A 17,192-nucleotide genomic window follows, 5' to 3' on the forward strand; every position below is an offset into this window, starting at 1 on the left:
CCTTTGCTTTTGATCCGGGGAGTCTATGGGATCCGGATCAGTCATATCTTTTCCTAGCCCCACTATACAAGTTTTCATTTTCAACATGTGATAAAATCAACAGGATTCATGGGATTGACGCAGATTCAGACAACAAATACTCTATATGCTTTCTTGAAAACAACAACCAACCAGAACCCCAAAAAAGAACCTTTATTACAACAAAAAGAAGAAGGAAGAGGTACCAAACTCGACTGACAGGGTTCAATGAGTTTAGCGCAAATTTCCATGCAAAAACAGAAGACAGCTCAACAAACCAAAGATCGACAAATAAAATCAGCTTCAAATGTGAACTTTATGATCATCCAAAAAACAAGGACACAAGTGGCGACAAAATACTTGACATCGAAATACCTCATGAAAGCTTAAAAGACGTCTTAAGTGAAGACAATGATATCTGGAACTGGCAAACAATGACATCTAACAGTGATAACAACACCTAAGCCGACCTCCCAGGGACACGTCAAGCTCCAAGGCATCCTCTTGAAAATATTGACGTTTCAATCAAATCCATAATCGGAGTCAAGAGAGGCCAAAATGCAAAGTGATAACACCTGGAAGCCGTCGGCGATCAAATCACGCAACCTCTGGCCCCACAAGGATTTACCCTATCTGACAGCCTCGGAATGTCTCAGCGGCATAGCTTAGAACCGATGGATTTCCAGGCTTCTTCCGCTGACTTTGACGAGTTCCTGGCCGACCTCCCCTCCAACCCCTAAAACACTACCTTTGAGAATTGTAATTTACACCAGAGTGTCCAACAAATAATTTCTAGATCTAAAGATACCCCAAATCCTTCAAAGTATCCTTCACCTGCTGGTCTTCATCGTCGGAGTAAACTGAACCGGAGCTGCCATCCTGGGGATTGATGGGGTCGCTGTATTCGGGTTTGTGATTCGCCAGGAAGGTTTCGTCCAGGGCGGATTCCAAGATCTTACCATCCATATTTTTGGGGATGGGGTGTTGCATCAGGTTTAAGATGGTGGGAGCGAGGTCGATGATGTTGGCGCCTTCGACCTTTTGACCCGCCTTGAAATCCGGACCGTAACCGATAAAAATCCCATCGATTTCATGATCCCCGGTCCAGTTATCGGCATCGGTAATCACGGGAACCTCCCCTTCCCGGTGGGGTTTTTCCCGGGTGGCGAAGCCGAAGTGGGGGTTCAGGGTGACGAGGAGATCCGGTGAGATCGCCATAAACTCACCGGTGAACACCTCATCCCTGGTATAGACCCGTTCCACCACCTTCTCACCCGTATCGGGATCCTTCAACTCCATCAACCCCGCCGCGATCTCCTTGCCCAGAGCCATGTAGGTGTCTGGTGGCACGATCCCCTCTTTTTCCCGGCCCTTCAAGTTAAAGAAAATCGTCCCCGTGGTGCCGTGGAAATAGGCTTTGGTCTTGCTCCAGTCGATGGTGTCCAAAAAAACATCGGTCTGCATGGCGAAGGATTTTCCCCGGATCTTGGCCCATTTGGATCTGATTTTGGCCATGAGGAATGGCCAGATGGAGCGTTTTTTAAAGACCACCCACCCCTGTTGCGCCAACCAGTTGTTAAGGTGAAGAATCCGCCGCATGGGGCCAAAGCCGTGGTCGGAAAGAAGCACCACATTGGTATCCTCCCCAGCCTTTGCCAAAATCCCCCCTACCTCCTTGTCCACCCGCTCATAGACATTATAAATCGCCTCACCAAACTGCTGGGTCTCCTCCGGCTTGCGATCCTTTAGCTGGGGGTCGATATATTCCCAATAATTGTGGCTCACCCCATCGGTATCGATAAAAAAGCACATGGTGAAATCATAATCGTCCTGATCCATCAGGAACTGGCTCATCTGGCCCCGATATTCGATCAGCCGGAAAATTTCATCCAGAAAGGCCTGCTTACCCCGAATGGACTCCAAACCCATGCCGGTTTTGGGGATGACCTGGTAGGGGCCGAAACGTTTGACGATCTCTTGGGAAAGCTCTGGGGGATGGGTAAAATTTTTCGTGGATTCCGGCGGCGCGCCCAAACCCGAAACCATGGTGCCGTTCACCTCATCCGGGGGATAGGTCCAGGTGACCCCGGAGACGCAGACCTTTTTGTCGCTCTTGCTCAAGATCGACCAGATGGGCAGCACCCCCCGATCCCGGGCGGAACTCATGCGGAAATTATTGGAGTTGGGCTCCCGGGAAAAAAAATCGAAAATTTTATGGTTGCCCGGCTTCATCCCGGTAAAAAACGAGGTCCAAGCGACAGGGCTCACCATGGGTACGATGGTTCTCAAGGGACCATGGGCCCCCTTCTCCATCAACCGCTGTAAATTGGGTAGCCGCCCCGCTTCGATCAGGGGATTGATGATGTTGAAGGTGGCCCCATCAATACCAATCACGAGCATTTTTCGAGCCGTTGCCATCATCAATCTCCTAGCTTGGGTAGCGTGTGCGGTGTGTGTTGAATTTTATCCAAAGAGCAGGTCAAACCACTCGAAAAAAATAACCGGAACCTGTCATTCTACCTGTTTTTTCAGGCTGATTCATCAAATGATTGCCACGGGACCACGTCCAATACACCAAAATCAGCGTCTTTCTCAGGGTATTTTTCCCCAAGCACGAAAAGATAGGGCTACTCCCCCTCCCCCTCACTTAGGAGTTCTACCCCGGAAGCTTGGTTCCCTCTTGGGGCTTGGCTCTCTCATGGGGGGGCTCACCACCACCTGGCCCAGCCCCTTTTCCTGGCGGCCCACCTGGAGGCAACGGTTTGCGACGAATAAAGCCGATGATCTCCTTCAGGGTGATCACCCGCATTTTAAAGAGCAGGCCGTAAAATCCGAGCACCGCCACAATCGCCACCGGAATGGTCAGGATCGGCCAGTGATATTCGATCAACCAACCGAGCCCAATCATCACCCCCATGGCCAACATCGGTTTGCCAGCAAGGCCATAAAAGCGCCTGCCAGTGATCCCCACCGGGAGTTTTCCCAACAGCCAGATACAGATCAAACCATACGCATTATAGCCAATCACCGAAGCGATACCCGCGCCGAGAAAGCCATAATCCGGGATCAGCAGCCAGTAAAAAAAGATGGAAATGGTGATGGCAGCACCCGCAGCAGCGATCAGATGGTGCTGCTTGCGCCAGACGATCAGCCCGGCTGACAAAAGGGGATTCAAAAAGATGGGAAACACCATCAACGACATGATCAATAGCGCCACGGCCGCCGGGGCATAACGATCCCCATACAAAATCCACATGATGTCGTGGGGCGCCAGCACGATCAACACAAAGAGCCCCCCGCTCAAGATAAAAAAGAGGGTGAAGGCCTTTTCGAAAAAGCCCAAAAAGTCCCCTTTGCCGCTATGGGCCAGCTTCGAGAGTATCGGAAACATGGCCATAATGAAGGCTGCTGGCAGCACCTCCAAAATCAGCATGATCGACTGGGCCGCCCGAAAAAAAGCCACATCCGCCTCCTCCCCCAGCCAACGCAGAGCCAGAATGCCGACTTTGGGAAGATTCAAACGAAAAAAAATGGCGAAGCCGATGATGATCGACTCCTGATGCTGAAAAAATGAAAACATTTCCCGCCAGCGCAGGGTAATCTTGATGCGCTTGAGCAGGAGAGAATAGGCGTGTCCGGTTTGCAGCAAATTGGCGGCAAAATAGGCCACAAAAACGGCGATAAATCCGAGATCCCAATAAAAAACCGAAAAAATGGAGGAGAGATAAAAGAGACAGTAGACCGCCATGATCACCGTCTCGATCTCCATGCGCTCGATGGCCTGGAAGAACCCCTTGCCAAGGGCCGCCAACCCCAGGAGATATTCCGCCGCCAAGGCGATCACCAGAGCGATCAGCAGCTGCTCCCGAAGATCCAAAAACAGAGCCGAAACCAACACAATCCCGCTACCCACCGTCAGCCCCATCACCCGGATCAAAAGCCCCTGGCCAAAATGGAGCCCGGCATTCTCCCGATCCACGGCAATCTCCCGCACGATGATCGGCTGAATTCCCAGGTGGGCCAGAGTCATGATGGAAGAGACGAAAGCGACGATAAAGCTATATTCCCCAAACTCTTCCACCGTCAGATAGCGGGCGACCACGATATATTGGACGCTCAGCATCAACAGATGCGCCACCATGGTCAAAAAGGAAAAGAGGGAGTTTTTAGCCAGGCGTTCGTTCATGAAATCCCAATGTGGGGGTGATTTGAAGGAGGGGAGTCAAACAAAAAGGGTGTGGTGAGCCCCGAAACCGAACCCACCACACCCTCTGATGACCAACTTCAGATTATTGCTCGTCGTGGATCCAACCGAACTTGTCGGATTTTCCCCCACTGGAGCCGGAACCGGAGCCATCCTGGTCGTTCATGTCGTAAATCTTGACCACACCATCCTCAAAATAGCTCACATAGAGCCAGTTTTTTTTGACATCCAGATAAAACCGGGAACGAATGCCGCCGATTTCCTCCATGAGCCAAGCCCCGTCCCGCTTGCCGTTGGTGGTGCGATAGAGCGCTTCTTGGGAGCCGTTAAAGCCCCGATTGGGCACCACACGGGTGGAAAGAACCGCACCACGTTGGGTATCGATGGCAGCCACCCGCTCCCCGGGGAGAGTATCCTTGGTGCGGAGGGTTTTGCCATCCAGCACCTGGTTGCCAAAATAGACATCCCCCGTGTCAGAGTTGACGTGGAGATTGGTTTCGATCTTTTTCTTGCTGGAAATATCGATCTCTTTTTTCAGGTGATAATTTTTGCCATCCAAGCGCAACAGCCGTCCCTTTTCATGCAGATGGACGTATAGCTCGCCGGTGGATTCGTTGACCGCCAGGTTGATGAGCCCCGGCCCCCGATTGGCCCCTTTGCTCTTTTGGTAGCCATACTGACTGAGATTGATGAGCTTGACCTGCTGGTAGGTTTTGGTATCTCCCACCGCCACCACCCCCAGCTCTGGCCAGGCGGCATAGATCCGACGATGTTTTTCATCCATCACCATCGCCGAAATGGAGTCGGTGCGGGGTTTCCAGGAGGTATCGAATTCGATTCGGCCCACCCGCCGGCTGGTGCGGGTCGAAACCACATCGATCACGGCACCATAGTGGCCCAAAACATAGAGATATTTTTCCGAGCGACTCAAAAGCATGTAGGTAGGCCACATGGCGATGCCGTGGCTGGAGAGATTTTCATTGGGGATCACCGTAAGCAGATCACTGCCTTCGGGCTTTTTATAGATGACGCTCCCCCCCAGGCGATTTCGGAGGTAAATATTGCCTTTGGAGTCGGCAATCACCTGGTCGGCAGAGGTACCGATATCGATCTCTTTGACCAAACAGCGATTGTTGCGGCAATAGTCGGTCTCTTTGAGGCGATTCAGATCAAACACCCGCACCGAACCGTGCCCGGTGGCGGTGGAGTAGAGCTTGCCGGTTTCATCATCGATGATGAAATAGAGGGCGTCGGGGCCGATGTTGATCTCACCCTTTTTACGACCGCGACGATCGGTGATTTTGATGAGACCGTAGGCGGCATTCATATCCTGACGCCAGTCGGTGGGAAAGCCCGCCGTGCCGTCGTCAAAGGATTGAAAACCCCCCATCTTAAATTCATACTCCCCCCAGCTTTTGGACTTGCCTTTGTCCCGGGGCACCAGAGAGCGGGCCTTGCTGAATTGAATTTCCGTGGCTTTTTCGCGGTCTGGATCGATTTTGTAGAGTTTGCGTTTTTTATAGTCGAAGGAGTAGAGCTTCTTGTTTTTAAAGACCAAAAACCCCCCCATCACGCCGGGGTCAAAAGTCTTTTCCAGCTCGTCGGTATCCAGATCAATCACCGCCACATGGGTGGTCTTGGAGCCCACCACATAGAGCTTACGCCGGTCCGGATCGATGACCGGATTGAACAGCTTGAGAATATTGCCGAAATCTCCACCCTTCATCACCATGCGGTGGAAATCCACTTCGGCGAAGGCTTCCAGCTTGGGCAGACCGTCGATGGGTTCCCCGGCATCAAGATCGGGCCGGCCACCGCCGGGTCTGCCACCACCTTGCCCCCTATCCTGACCAAAACCGCCGGACTCACGACCACCAAAACCGCCGGATCTCCCCCCTCCCTGCCTGAAGCCCCGCTGTGGCCCTCCCCGACCAAACCGCCCTTGTCCCTGCCCGGGCCGGGACATGGCAGACTCACTGATCTCCTCAACGGGAAGATCCTCCAGCTTGCCAATCGCCTCCCGCACCTCTTCAGCCGCCTTACCCCGATCCCCGCGCTGGATCATTCGCTCCAGCTCCTGGGCCTTGGAGCGGGGCAAAATCCGCCGGGTCTCATTTTGAAAGCCGGACATTCCCACCATACGCATGATATTGGTCAAACGGTGGAGACGTTCCTGGACGTTGCTTGAACTGGTGGGGGTTTCCTCTTCCTGAGCCAGCAAATCCTCTACCATCGCCCCGATGGGGGGTGCTGCATGGGCTTGTGGCAGGGTGGCTGCCAGAAAAAACAGAGAGACGGCAACAATAGAAAAAAAACGTGAAAAGCTATTTATTTGGAATGGTTTTTTCTGATTCTTCAGCATCCATCTCTCTCCTTAAAATATTCATGGTAGCCATGAGGAGCCCCATGGGCAGCCAGATGTTTTTGGATCCATAGGAATTCAGGTCGAAGTCTACCAGACCGTGAATTGCAACGTCCATTACAAAGCCTGTGAGAACCGCCAGGTAGAGATAATAGCTCTTGGTGTGTTGGGCCTTGCGGACATAATAGGCGGTGTTGGCCCAAACAATTTTGACAAAAAAGATAAACAGGATCAGCCCCAATACCCCCATGTCGGCAATAAACCCCCAAAAGAGCCCATTGGCTTCGGGACTGCCCCGGGAGTAAAATTGAAATCCGGAGAGCCCCGGTCCGACGAGATAGGTCAACGGCTCCTTATTCATGGCTTTCAACACATTGGTGAACCACCAGATGCGAACAGTCAGCCCGCTCTGCCCCTCAGGCCCCTGGCCTTCTTCCGTACCGGAACCAAAAGTACCCTTATTGCCTTCCAAAAACAGCTGGCCGGTATAACCAAAACCCACCAGGATTCGGTTGATAAACCGGGGCTGAAAGAAAATCATGGTGGCGACGATGACACTGACGCTGAGAAAGCCATAAAATAACCGCTTCCCCGCATATTGGGGAGAGATATAGAGCAGGAAAAAGAGTCCACCAAAGAGGCTGATAAAGACCCCTCGGGTCTCACCCATGACAATCGCCCCCATCATGAACACCATGATCGCCAGATAGAAAAACTTTTTGATCCCCTCCTTGGCAAAGCCAAACTTGATATAGGCGATGGGAATGGTGGCGGCCATGAATCCCGACAGATGACTCGGCCCGGACCAACCCCCGGGACGACCATAGAGGTTGGTAAAGGCGGCACGCAGCCCGGTGTCATTGGGCCAATAAAAATATTTGTCGATGTCGTAATAGAGATTGCCAAAAATACTCACCGCTCCCAAAAAACCACAGAACAGCGTAAAGGAAACGAGGAGCTTGAGCTGCCGGTGGTCGAGAACCAGATGGGTAAAAAGCAGATAGGAGATATAGTTCACCACCAACATACACCAAAGATAGATACCAAAGGTGAGGTTGGGCGCCCAAAACAGGGAAAAACCTTCGAAAACAATAATAAACAGCCACAAAGTATCCAGAGGTGTCCGGCGATCAATACCCTTTTGGCGCACACTTCGGTAGGCGACCAATCCCACACCGGCCACAATGACGAAGGGGATGTAGGGATAGACTCTGAGATCGTAAAATTTGGTCCAGTCCATAAAATAGTAGGTCTGCTGAACCTGGGCGACCAAAACATATAAATAGAGCCCCACCATGGGAAAAAGCAGACAGCTGACCAGCAAAAGCACGCTGACCACGGTGAGTACATAGTAGATGGGATCGGGTATCAGGTAGCGGGAGCCACCAAAAAGAATGGCCACCACCAGCAAGAACCATGGGGAAGCTGCGGTTTGACGATCAGGCAGATAGCGGGCCAGGGCAGTCATGGTGGTGCCATGGCCGAAGCAGGCCGGATGCAACAGTCCGTCGCCAGGGGGGCAGGAGTTTGGGGCGCGGACGCGGGATCTCCCGGGGTTGGGAAATTGGCCGAATGATCCGGAACACCAGGCATCTTAAGAACATACCTCAAGTGCGGTGAATGTCAGCCAGCTTGTTGAGCACACCGCCGATCAGCCGGAAATCGGCCATTTTCACCATATCCACCAGCTGCTCCACATGGGGCCTGCGGGTCTTGCCACTCTCAATCACCAAGAGGGCATTGCCGGTCATCTCCCCATAGCGCAGGGGAAAACTGGAATCCCGCTGGGGGGGCGCATCGATCACCACCAGATCAAACATCCCCTCCAGCTGGGCCAACACCTCCGGCATTCGGGGCGAATCCACCAAGCGGTTGGGATTGGGCAAAGAGGTGCCAGCAGCGAGAAAAGTGAGATTTTCCACCGGGGTATCCTTCAACACCGCGGCCAGGTCGCCATCGCCGGAGAGCAGATCGGTCAATCCCGGAGAGACGGAAACCCGAAACAGCTTGTGTCCCACCGGCGCATCCAGATTGCCATCCATCAGCAGAACTTTTTGGCCCTGATCAGCAAAAGAAGCCGCCAAGCTTGTGGCCACATAACTTTTCCCCTCCTGGGCTCCGACACTAAAGACCACCAGACTTCCAGGGGGAGTTCGACGTGTCGCAAAGCGGATGTTGTTGCGAATGGATCGTATCGCCTCTCGCAGGCGTTTCGATTTTGGATGCCAATATTGAGCGGTTTTCAGGCTTTTTTTGCCCATTGGCCCAACACTGCCCAAAAGATAGACCCCCTCCAGCCCTCGTACCTCAGCCGGTGTCGTCACCGCATCACTCAGATAGTGCAGGGCCAACCCCCCCCAGATACTGAAAAAGAGCCCCAAAAACATCGCCAGGATAAAGCTGACCAAAGTCGAAGGGTGGCGATGGCGGGAATCGGTAATATCGGGCAGGGGGGCTCTTTCCGCCAGAGTGGCTACGGAAAGGGTGACGGTCTCCACCAGGCTTAGCTGTTGGTCAACCGTGAGCAGCCCCTCATAGAGATTGGTATTGATGGTCAAAGCGGATTGCAGTTCGGAAAGGGTGGTCTCCTTGTCGGGGACCGAAGCCAGAAGATCGAGATATTTTTGATGCAGACTCTTCAGAAGCGCCATTTGGGGTTCATGGGTGGCGACGATCAGAGAGTTCTCTACCAGGTTTCGACGCAACTCTTCCCGCACGGGATCCAAAGCCAGATTGGCTCCCCCCCATACCCGCTCCAACTCCTCTTTCATGAGGGCCTTGGACTCATTGATCCTGAGATTTAGATCACGCATCTCCGGGTGATCCGCGGCATAGCGTTTTTTGGAGGTGGCCAACTCCAGATAATATTCCTGAAGCTTGGATTTCAGCCCGGCAATGCGTTCATTTTCCTTGATGGACTCTGCGGTCTTTTGGAATTCAGGCAAATCAGCCATCTTTTGCTTGAAAATGGCCATGTTATACATGGCTTTGTTATAGTTGACCGACACCTCCTCCATATCCTGCTCCACCTGGCTTCGGCGGGTGATGAGGGTCTGGGTTTCCGCAGAGAGGTTGTAGCTTTTTTCGACGTTTTTAAACTCCTTCAAGCGACTGAAGGCGGTTTTGACATTTTGATGGGCCTCTTTCAGGCCATCATAGATCGACTGTCGGGCCTCCCGACGATCATTAACCATCCGCTGCCGTTCCAGCCTGATAAACACTTCAGCCCAGGTATTGGCCAGATCCATCGCCAGTTTGGGGTCGGTGGATCGCGCCTCAATCTCCAGCAGGTTGGTATCCTCATATTGAGCGATGGAGACCTTGGGAATGGGAAAAAGGATCCCACTCAAGGGTGGCTGGATAAAATCATCCGGTGTGATGGGTTTGTGGGTGGAGAGGATATCGACCCCCACCGCCGCCAGGATTGGTTTGATCGGCGGGAAGGCCCGCATGATCCGGGAGCGTACCCTCTCCCGCTTGAGATCCATCTGCTTGATCACCTCTTCGGCCACAGTCCAGGAAAAGGCGTGGGCCAAAAAATCGGCCCGGATGGTCTCGTTGGTATCCCCGGAGGAGACCTTGAAACCAAGAGCCGTACTCAGAGGGGCTGATGTCGTGGGATTGCGCAGCAATACCTTGGCGGTGGTGTCATAGGAGCGGGGAATGAGAAACGACGCCGTCATGATGGAACAAAAGATGGCCGCAAACGTATAGATCACAAACCATCTTTTTTTAAGGAGAATTTCGTAAATCTGCCTAAGTTCCATTCACCCTCTCCAGCAAATGCTGCCCATTCCCACCATGGCAAAAAGAGTTTTGGCCAACGGTAGGAAAGCTTCTTTGGATGTCAAAAGGATTTAAAGTGCTGGGGCTCCACCACCACCGCCACCGCCACGATTGCCCAACAGAATATCTTCCACGTCAGGCCCGATCAGAATCCCTTTTTCTATGGTGTAGATAGGATTGACGATGGCGTTCAGCTGTCCCATAAACCGACCGAAGGAGACGATGGCTTTGGGGGGGACATAGAGGATGTCCCCATGCTCAACAAATTGGAGCTGTGTGGCCATCGCTTCAGGGATATTTTCAACCCCCCCTTTAAAACTCGAAGCGTCCAGATTGACCACTGAAGCCTTGAGGGAGTCCTCTTCCCGCCGCAGCATCAGGACATTTTCCTGGTTGGCCTCAACAGAAAAGCCCCCGGACATGTGTACTGCCTCCCACACCTGGATCGGTCGATCCAGAGAGAGGGGGCCTGGAGACTCCACCTCACCCACCACAAAAGCCCGTCGGCTGCGAAAGGTGGTGACATTGATATCAACCCGGGGTTCCAGAAGATATTTTTTCAAGCGCCTGGTGAGTTCCGCCTCGGCCTCGGCGATGGTCAGCCCCTTCACCTTGAAATCACCGATCAGGGGAAAGTTGATCTTGCCTGCACCATCGATGCGGATGGAGCGGTTGAGATTGGTTTCCCGATAAAATCGGATATCGATTTCGTCCCCGGGACCCAGGGGCAGGTTTTGATAGGCGTCGAGGCTGTGGAAGGCGACCGCCTGACCGGTAGGCATGGCATGAGCAGTCACCATGGAATCTGGAGACGGGCTCGACTCAAAAGAGGAGCAGGCACCAAGAATCATGGCGACCACTCCCCACCAAAACACTCCTGTGTTACCAATCATATGGAAAAAATCCGATGTAAGAACCGTGTGTTTCTGCAAGGCGGGTTAAAACCAAAAACCCCAAGAGGCCCCTTTCAGTCTTCCCGCTTCTTCATCGGAAAAGAATAGCCCGGATTTTCAGCTGTTGTAAACCATCCATGCTATTCCTTCCCCCCCCATTTGGATCATCCCATTCCCACGCCAGGATGATCCTATCCCCTTTTCAGGATCACCCCGTCCCCTTTTGTGAGGATGACGACCGATCCGGATCAGGTCACCCGGACAAAATAGCGCCGAATACGATAAAGGTCTCCCCGCAACAAGGAGTTAAACCCTTTGGAAACCAGAATCATGCCCTCACCACAACGGAACATCAGGCTGAAGAGCCATTTGTTCCAATTTTTATGGAGCAGGCGCACCATGGTTTCAGAGGCGAGAAAACGCATGAAAGGTCTGGGAAAGCCAGGGAACCCCATGAGATACATGAGAAAGTTGACGTAGGTGGATTCCGGGGCATGGAACGGCTTGGCATAGATCTCCCGCCATTCGTCCTCTTCGGTTTTGATGATTCCCTCTGCCTTGGCCCGGTCGTAGAGATGAATGCCGGGAAAATAGGTCAGTGTGCTGCGCTGCAACCAAAAAGGAGGCAGCGTGGTCAAAAACCGGATGGTTTCAGCCACATCCTGGGGAGATTCCCAAGGATTGTCGAGAATGACGTGAAAACAGGGCGTATGGAGTTTATCCCTGAATTTATAGATAATATTGGCCGCTTTGGTGATCTTTTCCTTCGATACCTTGCGGTTGTAGGAGGCCGTACCCGCCTCGCTGATGGTCTGCACCCCCATCTCCACAAACACCATCCCCGCATCCACCAGAGCCTCAATTTTTTCTTCGTTGACCGTGGAGGGGCTCACCTGCACGTGAAAGGGAATGGCCACCCGCTTTTGATACGCCTCGGCAAACTCCTTGATCTCCCGGGTGGGGCGGGCCAAAAAGGTGTCGTCGAAGAGATAAAAACTCTCCACATAGGGCATCTTTTCTTTCACTTCAACCAGCTCGTCGATGATGTGATTCACCGTACGCCTGCGAAAATAGCGCTGGGGGGAGTACATTTCGTTCAAGGAGTTTTCGGTGCAAAAGCTGCACTTGTGGGGGCAGCCCCGGGAAGAGAGGGTCTTGTAGGAGCGAGTCCGATCATAGGCGTCGCTGAAGGTGCCCACCAGGTGGGGCTCCATGGGCAGCACCCGGGTCATGATTTCATCGGTGACCGGGACCACATCGTTGGTAAAGTTATCAAAAATATAGTGCTCTTCCATGCCGAAGTCGAAAAAAGGCAGAGAATCCAGGTCTTCCCGCAGGGGCCGGGAGGGGTTGCGGATGATGCGGCCATCCTCTTTTTTCATCCAAAAATTTTGCACATCGTCATAGGACTCCCCTTTTTCAAGCCGCTCGATCAGCTCCAGAAGGGCATCCTCACCCTCCCCCACGCAGACCAGATCGGCAAACTCCAGGCAATCCTCTGGTTTGACCGTGGGATGAATCCCCCCCACCACCACCGGAATATCCAGAGCCTTGCGGAGGTTTTCTCCCAGATTCATGGCCCGATCCAGATAGTTGCTCATGAAGGAGATACCAATCAGTCCCGAATCCCGACACAGCTCGATCACCTGGTCGAGAATGCGCTGCTCATAGCCATAACGAACCGTGGCGTCCCGCTGAAACTGGGCCACCCCACCGGGGAGGTAGATCACCCGGACTTCCTGTCCGTGTTCTTTGAGAAAAGCCGAAAGCATGCGGACTCCGAAGGCGGAAATATCGGGAGGGCAAGGGGCTAGGAGTGTGGTTTTCATAGGGACCTTCTTTTTTTGGTCAAACGGCCTGATCTAGAGAGGCCGATGGGGTCTATGGCTTTTGCGTTACTGGATCCTGGGGGGCGTTGTTCACCCGGCATACTTTACTGTTTCACCAGAGTGACCACCTCAAAAAGGGATCGGTAACGCCAAACGCCTACTTAAAATGATAAAATGCCTTATTCAGATAGCCTACCACATCTGCTTCATCTTCGGGCCACCATTCGGAGCCCAAAACCTGCTGATTGCAAAAAGAGACTTGAGCTTTCAGCTTGGCCAGGGAATCCTGTTTGCGGTTTTTGCGGGTGTACAGCCGGTTGGCTTCCCCCCCCGCCCGTCGGGCATGGCACTCGGTCAGGCAGCTGGGATCGTGTAGCTCCTGGCCTCTGACAGGGTTGGCGGGTTCAGCGGCCTGAGGGGCCTGGGCTGCCAGAAAAAACGCTGCTAAAAACAGGGCAACCCCTGAAGTATGGGAGATTTTCATGTTTTCCTACTCCTTCGTGTGGAACCTTTAGACCATGAACAGTATCCCTGTGTTCCCTGATACCGTCAAAATCCTCTGTGTGGGTGTTGGTGCCGTGGGAGGATTTTATGGAGCCAGACTCGCTGCGGCCGGGGCAGAGGTTTCCGTCGTCTGCCGATCGGATCATGATACGGTCAAACGCCAGGGAATCGCCATCGATAGCATTGACGGCGACTTTCATTTTACCCCCCACGCAGTTTTTGGACAGGTACCGAAACCGGTTCAGCCAATGGATTATATCCTGGTGGGGCTAAAAGTTCTTCCGGAAATTTCAGTCTCCGACATCATTCGCCCGGCTGTGGGGCCAAATACCGCCATCGTATTGCTGCAAAACGGCGTGGAAATCGAAGAATCGGTCGCCAAGGCCTTCCCGAAAAATGAAATCATCAGCGGGCTGGCCTTCATCTGTGTCAATCGTACCGCCCCAGGCCACATCCGCCATCTCTGCTATGGCCGCCTGACCCTGGGGCTCTATCCCCAAGGCCGCTCTGACAAAGTCGATCAGCTGGGACGACTCTTCGAAAAAAGTCGAACCCCCTGCCACATTTCAGAAAATGTCGTCACAGATCGCTGGCAAAAATTGGTCTGGAACGCCCCCTTCAATCCCATTTCCATGCTGGTAGGGGCGAACACCCGGGAAATTTTGGAGGTAGCGGAAACCGCCAATTTGGTGGAAAAGGTGATGGAAGAGGTGTGCCGGGTGGCCGCAGCGGCAGGACACCCCCTGCCCCCTGGTATCGTGAAAAAAAACCTGGACGACACCTACCGCATGGCCCCCTATCTGACCAGCATGCTGCTGGATCGTCAGGCGGGGCGCCCCATGGAGGTGGAGGCGATTTTGGGCAATGCCGTGAGAGCGGCTGACAGGTGTGGCCTGCAAGCCCCCTACATGGAAACGCTCTATGGGATTTTAAAACTGGTGGTTGGCCAATCGGCCCCCAGAGAAACCTGGGAGAGAGGTGTGCTGACAATTCAAGAGGGTGGTGGGTGATGGATATCCATGGTTGGAAACAATAAACGGCGCAGCCGCACTCAGTTGTTCAGCCAGGAGACGAGAATCAAGGCTTGAACAAACGAAATCAGAATCAATCCATAGGCACCACCCACATATACCGCAGCCAAGATTTTGACCGCAATGTGACGCGTTGGTGCTGGATTTTGACCCCTCCCACGTCGGGCCATACCATTTTCCCCTTGAATTTCTTATAGTTGACTTATTTTTTATAGTATCCAGTCCACACTGTTGCAAACCAGACTCCCTAGCATTTAGCAACAATCAAGCCAAGAACAGACTTTCTCATTGTCCCCAAAACCTCCCCCTCCCCTCCCTCAAGGGAGGAATCATCTCAATCCCCCTCATAACCTGAAAAATAAAATGACACTCCCAGATTAAAACGAGGTACCATTCGCGGATTGAATGGACTCAATAACCCAAAACATCAAAATGGAATCATTGACGAAACCTTCATTTCCGGAGCAAGTTCCATGCACCGTTCTGGCTACCGTTTTTTTTCTCTCTCCCCTTTTTTTTCTCTCTCCCCAGAAAGCGCTTCTGGCCGAGCTACCGGTCGCTCCACTGGCCTACGGGGGTTTACCCTGATCGAGCTGATCATCGTGGTGGCTATCATCGGCATTCTGGCCGCCATCGCCGTGCCTGCCTACATGCAATACAAGGAACGCGCCCAAAGCGTGGAAGCGGCCAAGCGCAAAGAGGCCCAGACCGGTCAATCCGCTTCGGCATTTACAGAGACCAACCCAAAGGGAGAGGCGGATGCACCCGGGATTAAATCTCCTCCCTCTCCCTCCCCCAACCGCCCCCCCTGGGAAACCCTCCAGGGAACCTCCCCCCAGGTGCAGGAAATCACCATGGCCATCGAACTCACGCCCAGCCAGCGGGTGGTGGGGCTTGGGGTCGAAACCTGGTTTGACGCCAGCCTCAAAGGGACGTTGACCCTAAGCCATTCGGGTGATCCCTTGGAGCCGGTTCTCCTGCGCTTTCCCTTTCCTCCCAACACCACCCAGGCCAAACAAGTGGTGTTGGAGTTACAAAATCCCGACGGCGCGTTTCGGGAGCCCAAAGGGGTGATCTACAGCCAGGCAGGCATTTTTTGGGCAGGCCCCTCCCCCACGGGAAAAAATCTACAGGTCCACATCAGTTATGGCCTGCAAGTCAAACAACATTTTACCTATCGCCTTCCCGGCAAAGGCCGCACCGACCGGGTGGATGTGGCGGTGACCCTGCCAGGGGTGGATATGAGCCTGGTGCCCGCCTACGCCCTGCAACCCACGGGTCAGAATGAAAACCAACTCCACTGGGCCTTCGACCATCTGGTGACCGACAGCCGGGACATCACCATTGAAATGCCCGGGGTGGACTCTCCCCTGGGGCGGGTGGTGCTTTTGGGCAAACTCGTGGGGTTGGCAGTGCTGCTTTTTGGTGCCGGGTTTTGGTATCTCTGCGAAGGGCGCAAGCCGGGCATGCTCGACTCTTTCCGCTGGGGCCATTTTTTACTTTTGGCCCTCACCTATTCCCTCTTTTTCGTCATCTTCCAGGTGCTGATTTTCCGCTATGAGGTCACCATTGCGGTCTCGCTTCTCACCGCCGGGGTGATTTCACTGCCCATGCTGATGCTCCACCTGATGAAAAACTTTCATGATGAAGCCATGGATCCACGTTTTGCCCTGATGCGGGTGCTTCCCCTGGCCGCTTTTACCCAGCTGATGGTGGTCAACGGCGTCTATGGGGGTGAAACCCGGGAGTTTGTCTATCTGGGGGGGCTGGCCATGGTGTTGGGGTTCGCCACCATCAACTATGGCCCCTGGTCCGACCTGCGCCGAGCCCACCAGGAAGAAAAAAAACGTCAGCGGGAAGAGGAGGCGTGGCAAAACAAACTCCGGGAAGCCACTGCCCCCTTGCGCTTTGAGGCCGATAAACTTACCCAGGCCGAACTGGAGGCCCAAAAGGTGCTGACCGATCTGGAGGAGGATCCATTTCCCAAACTGATGCGCCAGCTCCAGGAAGAGCTGGACCATTTTCGCTCAGTCCGCTCCGAATCAGCAGCCCTGCTCAAGGAGGTAGATGCAACCCCCTGGGATAAAAATGTGCAAAGAGACAAACAGGCAAGCCAGGCCGCCATCGAGCAGTGTAAAAAATGGGCTGCCCGGGGCAACGCTCTGCGGGAACAATGGAAGACAGGCTTCCGCACGGTCCGGGAGCTGGCGGAATCACTCCTCACTCTAAGCAAAAAAGCCGAAGAACAGCGGGAAGAGTTACGCCGCAGCCAACAGGCAGAGGCTGAAAAAACAGCCCAGGTTTATCTCAGCCAATGGGATCGGGCCGAAGAAGCGGCGGCTGAAGCGGGAGAGCTCCTGGAAATGACCGCTGGCGAAAACCTCACCGGGGAGCAAAATCGCCTGGAAGAGTCCCAACAAAAGGTCATCAGCCAACTCAAACGCCGGGAGGCCATCCTCTCCCAGATCGCCGCCCTCTCCACCATCAACGCCAAGGAGCCCCATGAAAAGGCCTGTCACCAGCTCATCCGGGATGCCCGCCAGGGTATTCGCGGCCTGGAGATGG

The 17,192-nt window shown here is 53.6% G+C and carries 9 protein-coding genes and 1 pseudogene; 2 read left to right on the forward strand and 8 right to left on the reverse strand.

Annotated features, from left to right (window positions below; translation table 11 throughout):
* Positions 1-816: 816 nt before the first annotated feature.
* The 8 genes from HQL52_15280 to HQL52_15315 form a co-directional block, all read right to left on the reverse strand.
* Positions 817-2,439 (reverse strand): alkaline phosphatase family protein, encoded by a 1,623-nt coding sequence (locus HQL52_15280; GenBank protein MBF0370812.1) that lies wholly within the window; start codon positions 2,437-2,439, stop codon positions 817-819.
* A 235-nt stretch (positions 2,440-2,674) separates the two neighbouring features.
* Positions 2,675-4,204, reverse strand: coding sequence for an oligosaccharide flippase family protein (locus HQL52_15285; protein ID MBF0370813.1), 1,530 nt, complete (start codon positions 4,202-4,204; stop codon positions 2,675-2,677).
* Between the two features lie 103 nt (positions 4,205-4,307).
* Positions 4,308-6,584 carry a hypothetical protein gene (locus HQL52_15290; protein MBF0370814.1) on the reverse strand — a complete coding sequence of 759 codons (2,277 nt, stop codon included), beginning with the start codon at positions 6,582-6,584 and terminating at the stop codon, positions 4,308-4,310.
* A complete protein-coding gene (locus HQL52_15295; GenBank protein MBF0370815.1) occupies positions 6,547-8,085 on the reverse strand; it encodes a hypothetical protein in 1,539 nt (512 codons plus the stop codon). Before HQL52_15295 ends, HQL52_15290 begins: the two co-directional genes overlap by 38 nt.
* A gap of 106 nt (positions 8,086-8,191) precedes the next feature.
* Positions 8,192-10,351 (reverse strand): polysaccharide biosynthesis tyrosine autokinase, encoded by a 2,160-nt coding sequence (locus tag HQL52_15300; protein MBF0370816.1) that lies wholly within the window; start codon positions 10,349-10,351, stop codon positions 8,192-8,194.
* Between the two features lie 90 nt (positions 10,352-10,441).
* Entirely contained in the window at positions 10,442-11,221 is a 780-nt protein-coding gene (locus HQL52_15305) for a polysaccharide export protein (protein MBF0370817.1), read from the reverse strand.
* A 290-nt stretch (positions 11,222-11,511) separates the two neighbouring features.
* Entirely contained in the window at positions 11,512-13,092 is a 1,581-nt protein-coding gene (locus tag HQL52_15310; protein ID MBF0370818.1) for a B12-binding domain-containing radical SAM protein, read from the reverse strand.
* Between the two features lie 157 nt (positions 13,093-13,249).
* Positions 13,250-13,576: a hypothetical protein gene (locus tag HQL52_15315; protein MBF0370819.1), complete on the reverse strand. Its 327-nt coding sequence runs from the start codon at positions 13,574-13,576 to the stop codon at positions 13,250-13,252.
* Positions 13,577-13,610: 34 nt separating this feature from the next.
* On the opposite strand from HQL52_15315, the gene HQL52_15320 reads away from it, so the two are divergent.
* Both HQL52_15320 and HQL52_15325 read left to right on the forward strand, forming a co-directional pair.
* A complete protein-coding gene (locus HQL52_15320) occupies positions 13,611-14,606 on the forward strand; it encodes a 2-dehydropantoate 2-reductase (GenBank protein ID MBF0370820.1) in 996 nt (331 codons plus the stop codon).
* A gap of 494 nt (positions 14,607-15,100) precedes the next feature.
* Positions 15,101-15,301 (forward strand): annotated as a pseudogene (locus HQL52_15325) (prepilin-type N-terminal cleavage/methylation domain-containing protein).
* The last annotated feature ends 1,891 nt before the right edge of the window (positions 15,302-17,192 follow it).

The organism is Magnetococcales bacterium (assembly GCA_015232395.1).
In the GTDB taxonomy this organism is placed as follows: domain Bacteria; phylum Pseudomonadota; class Magnetococcia; order Magnetococcales; family JADFZT01; genus JADFZT01.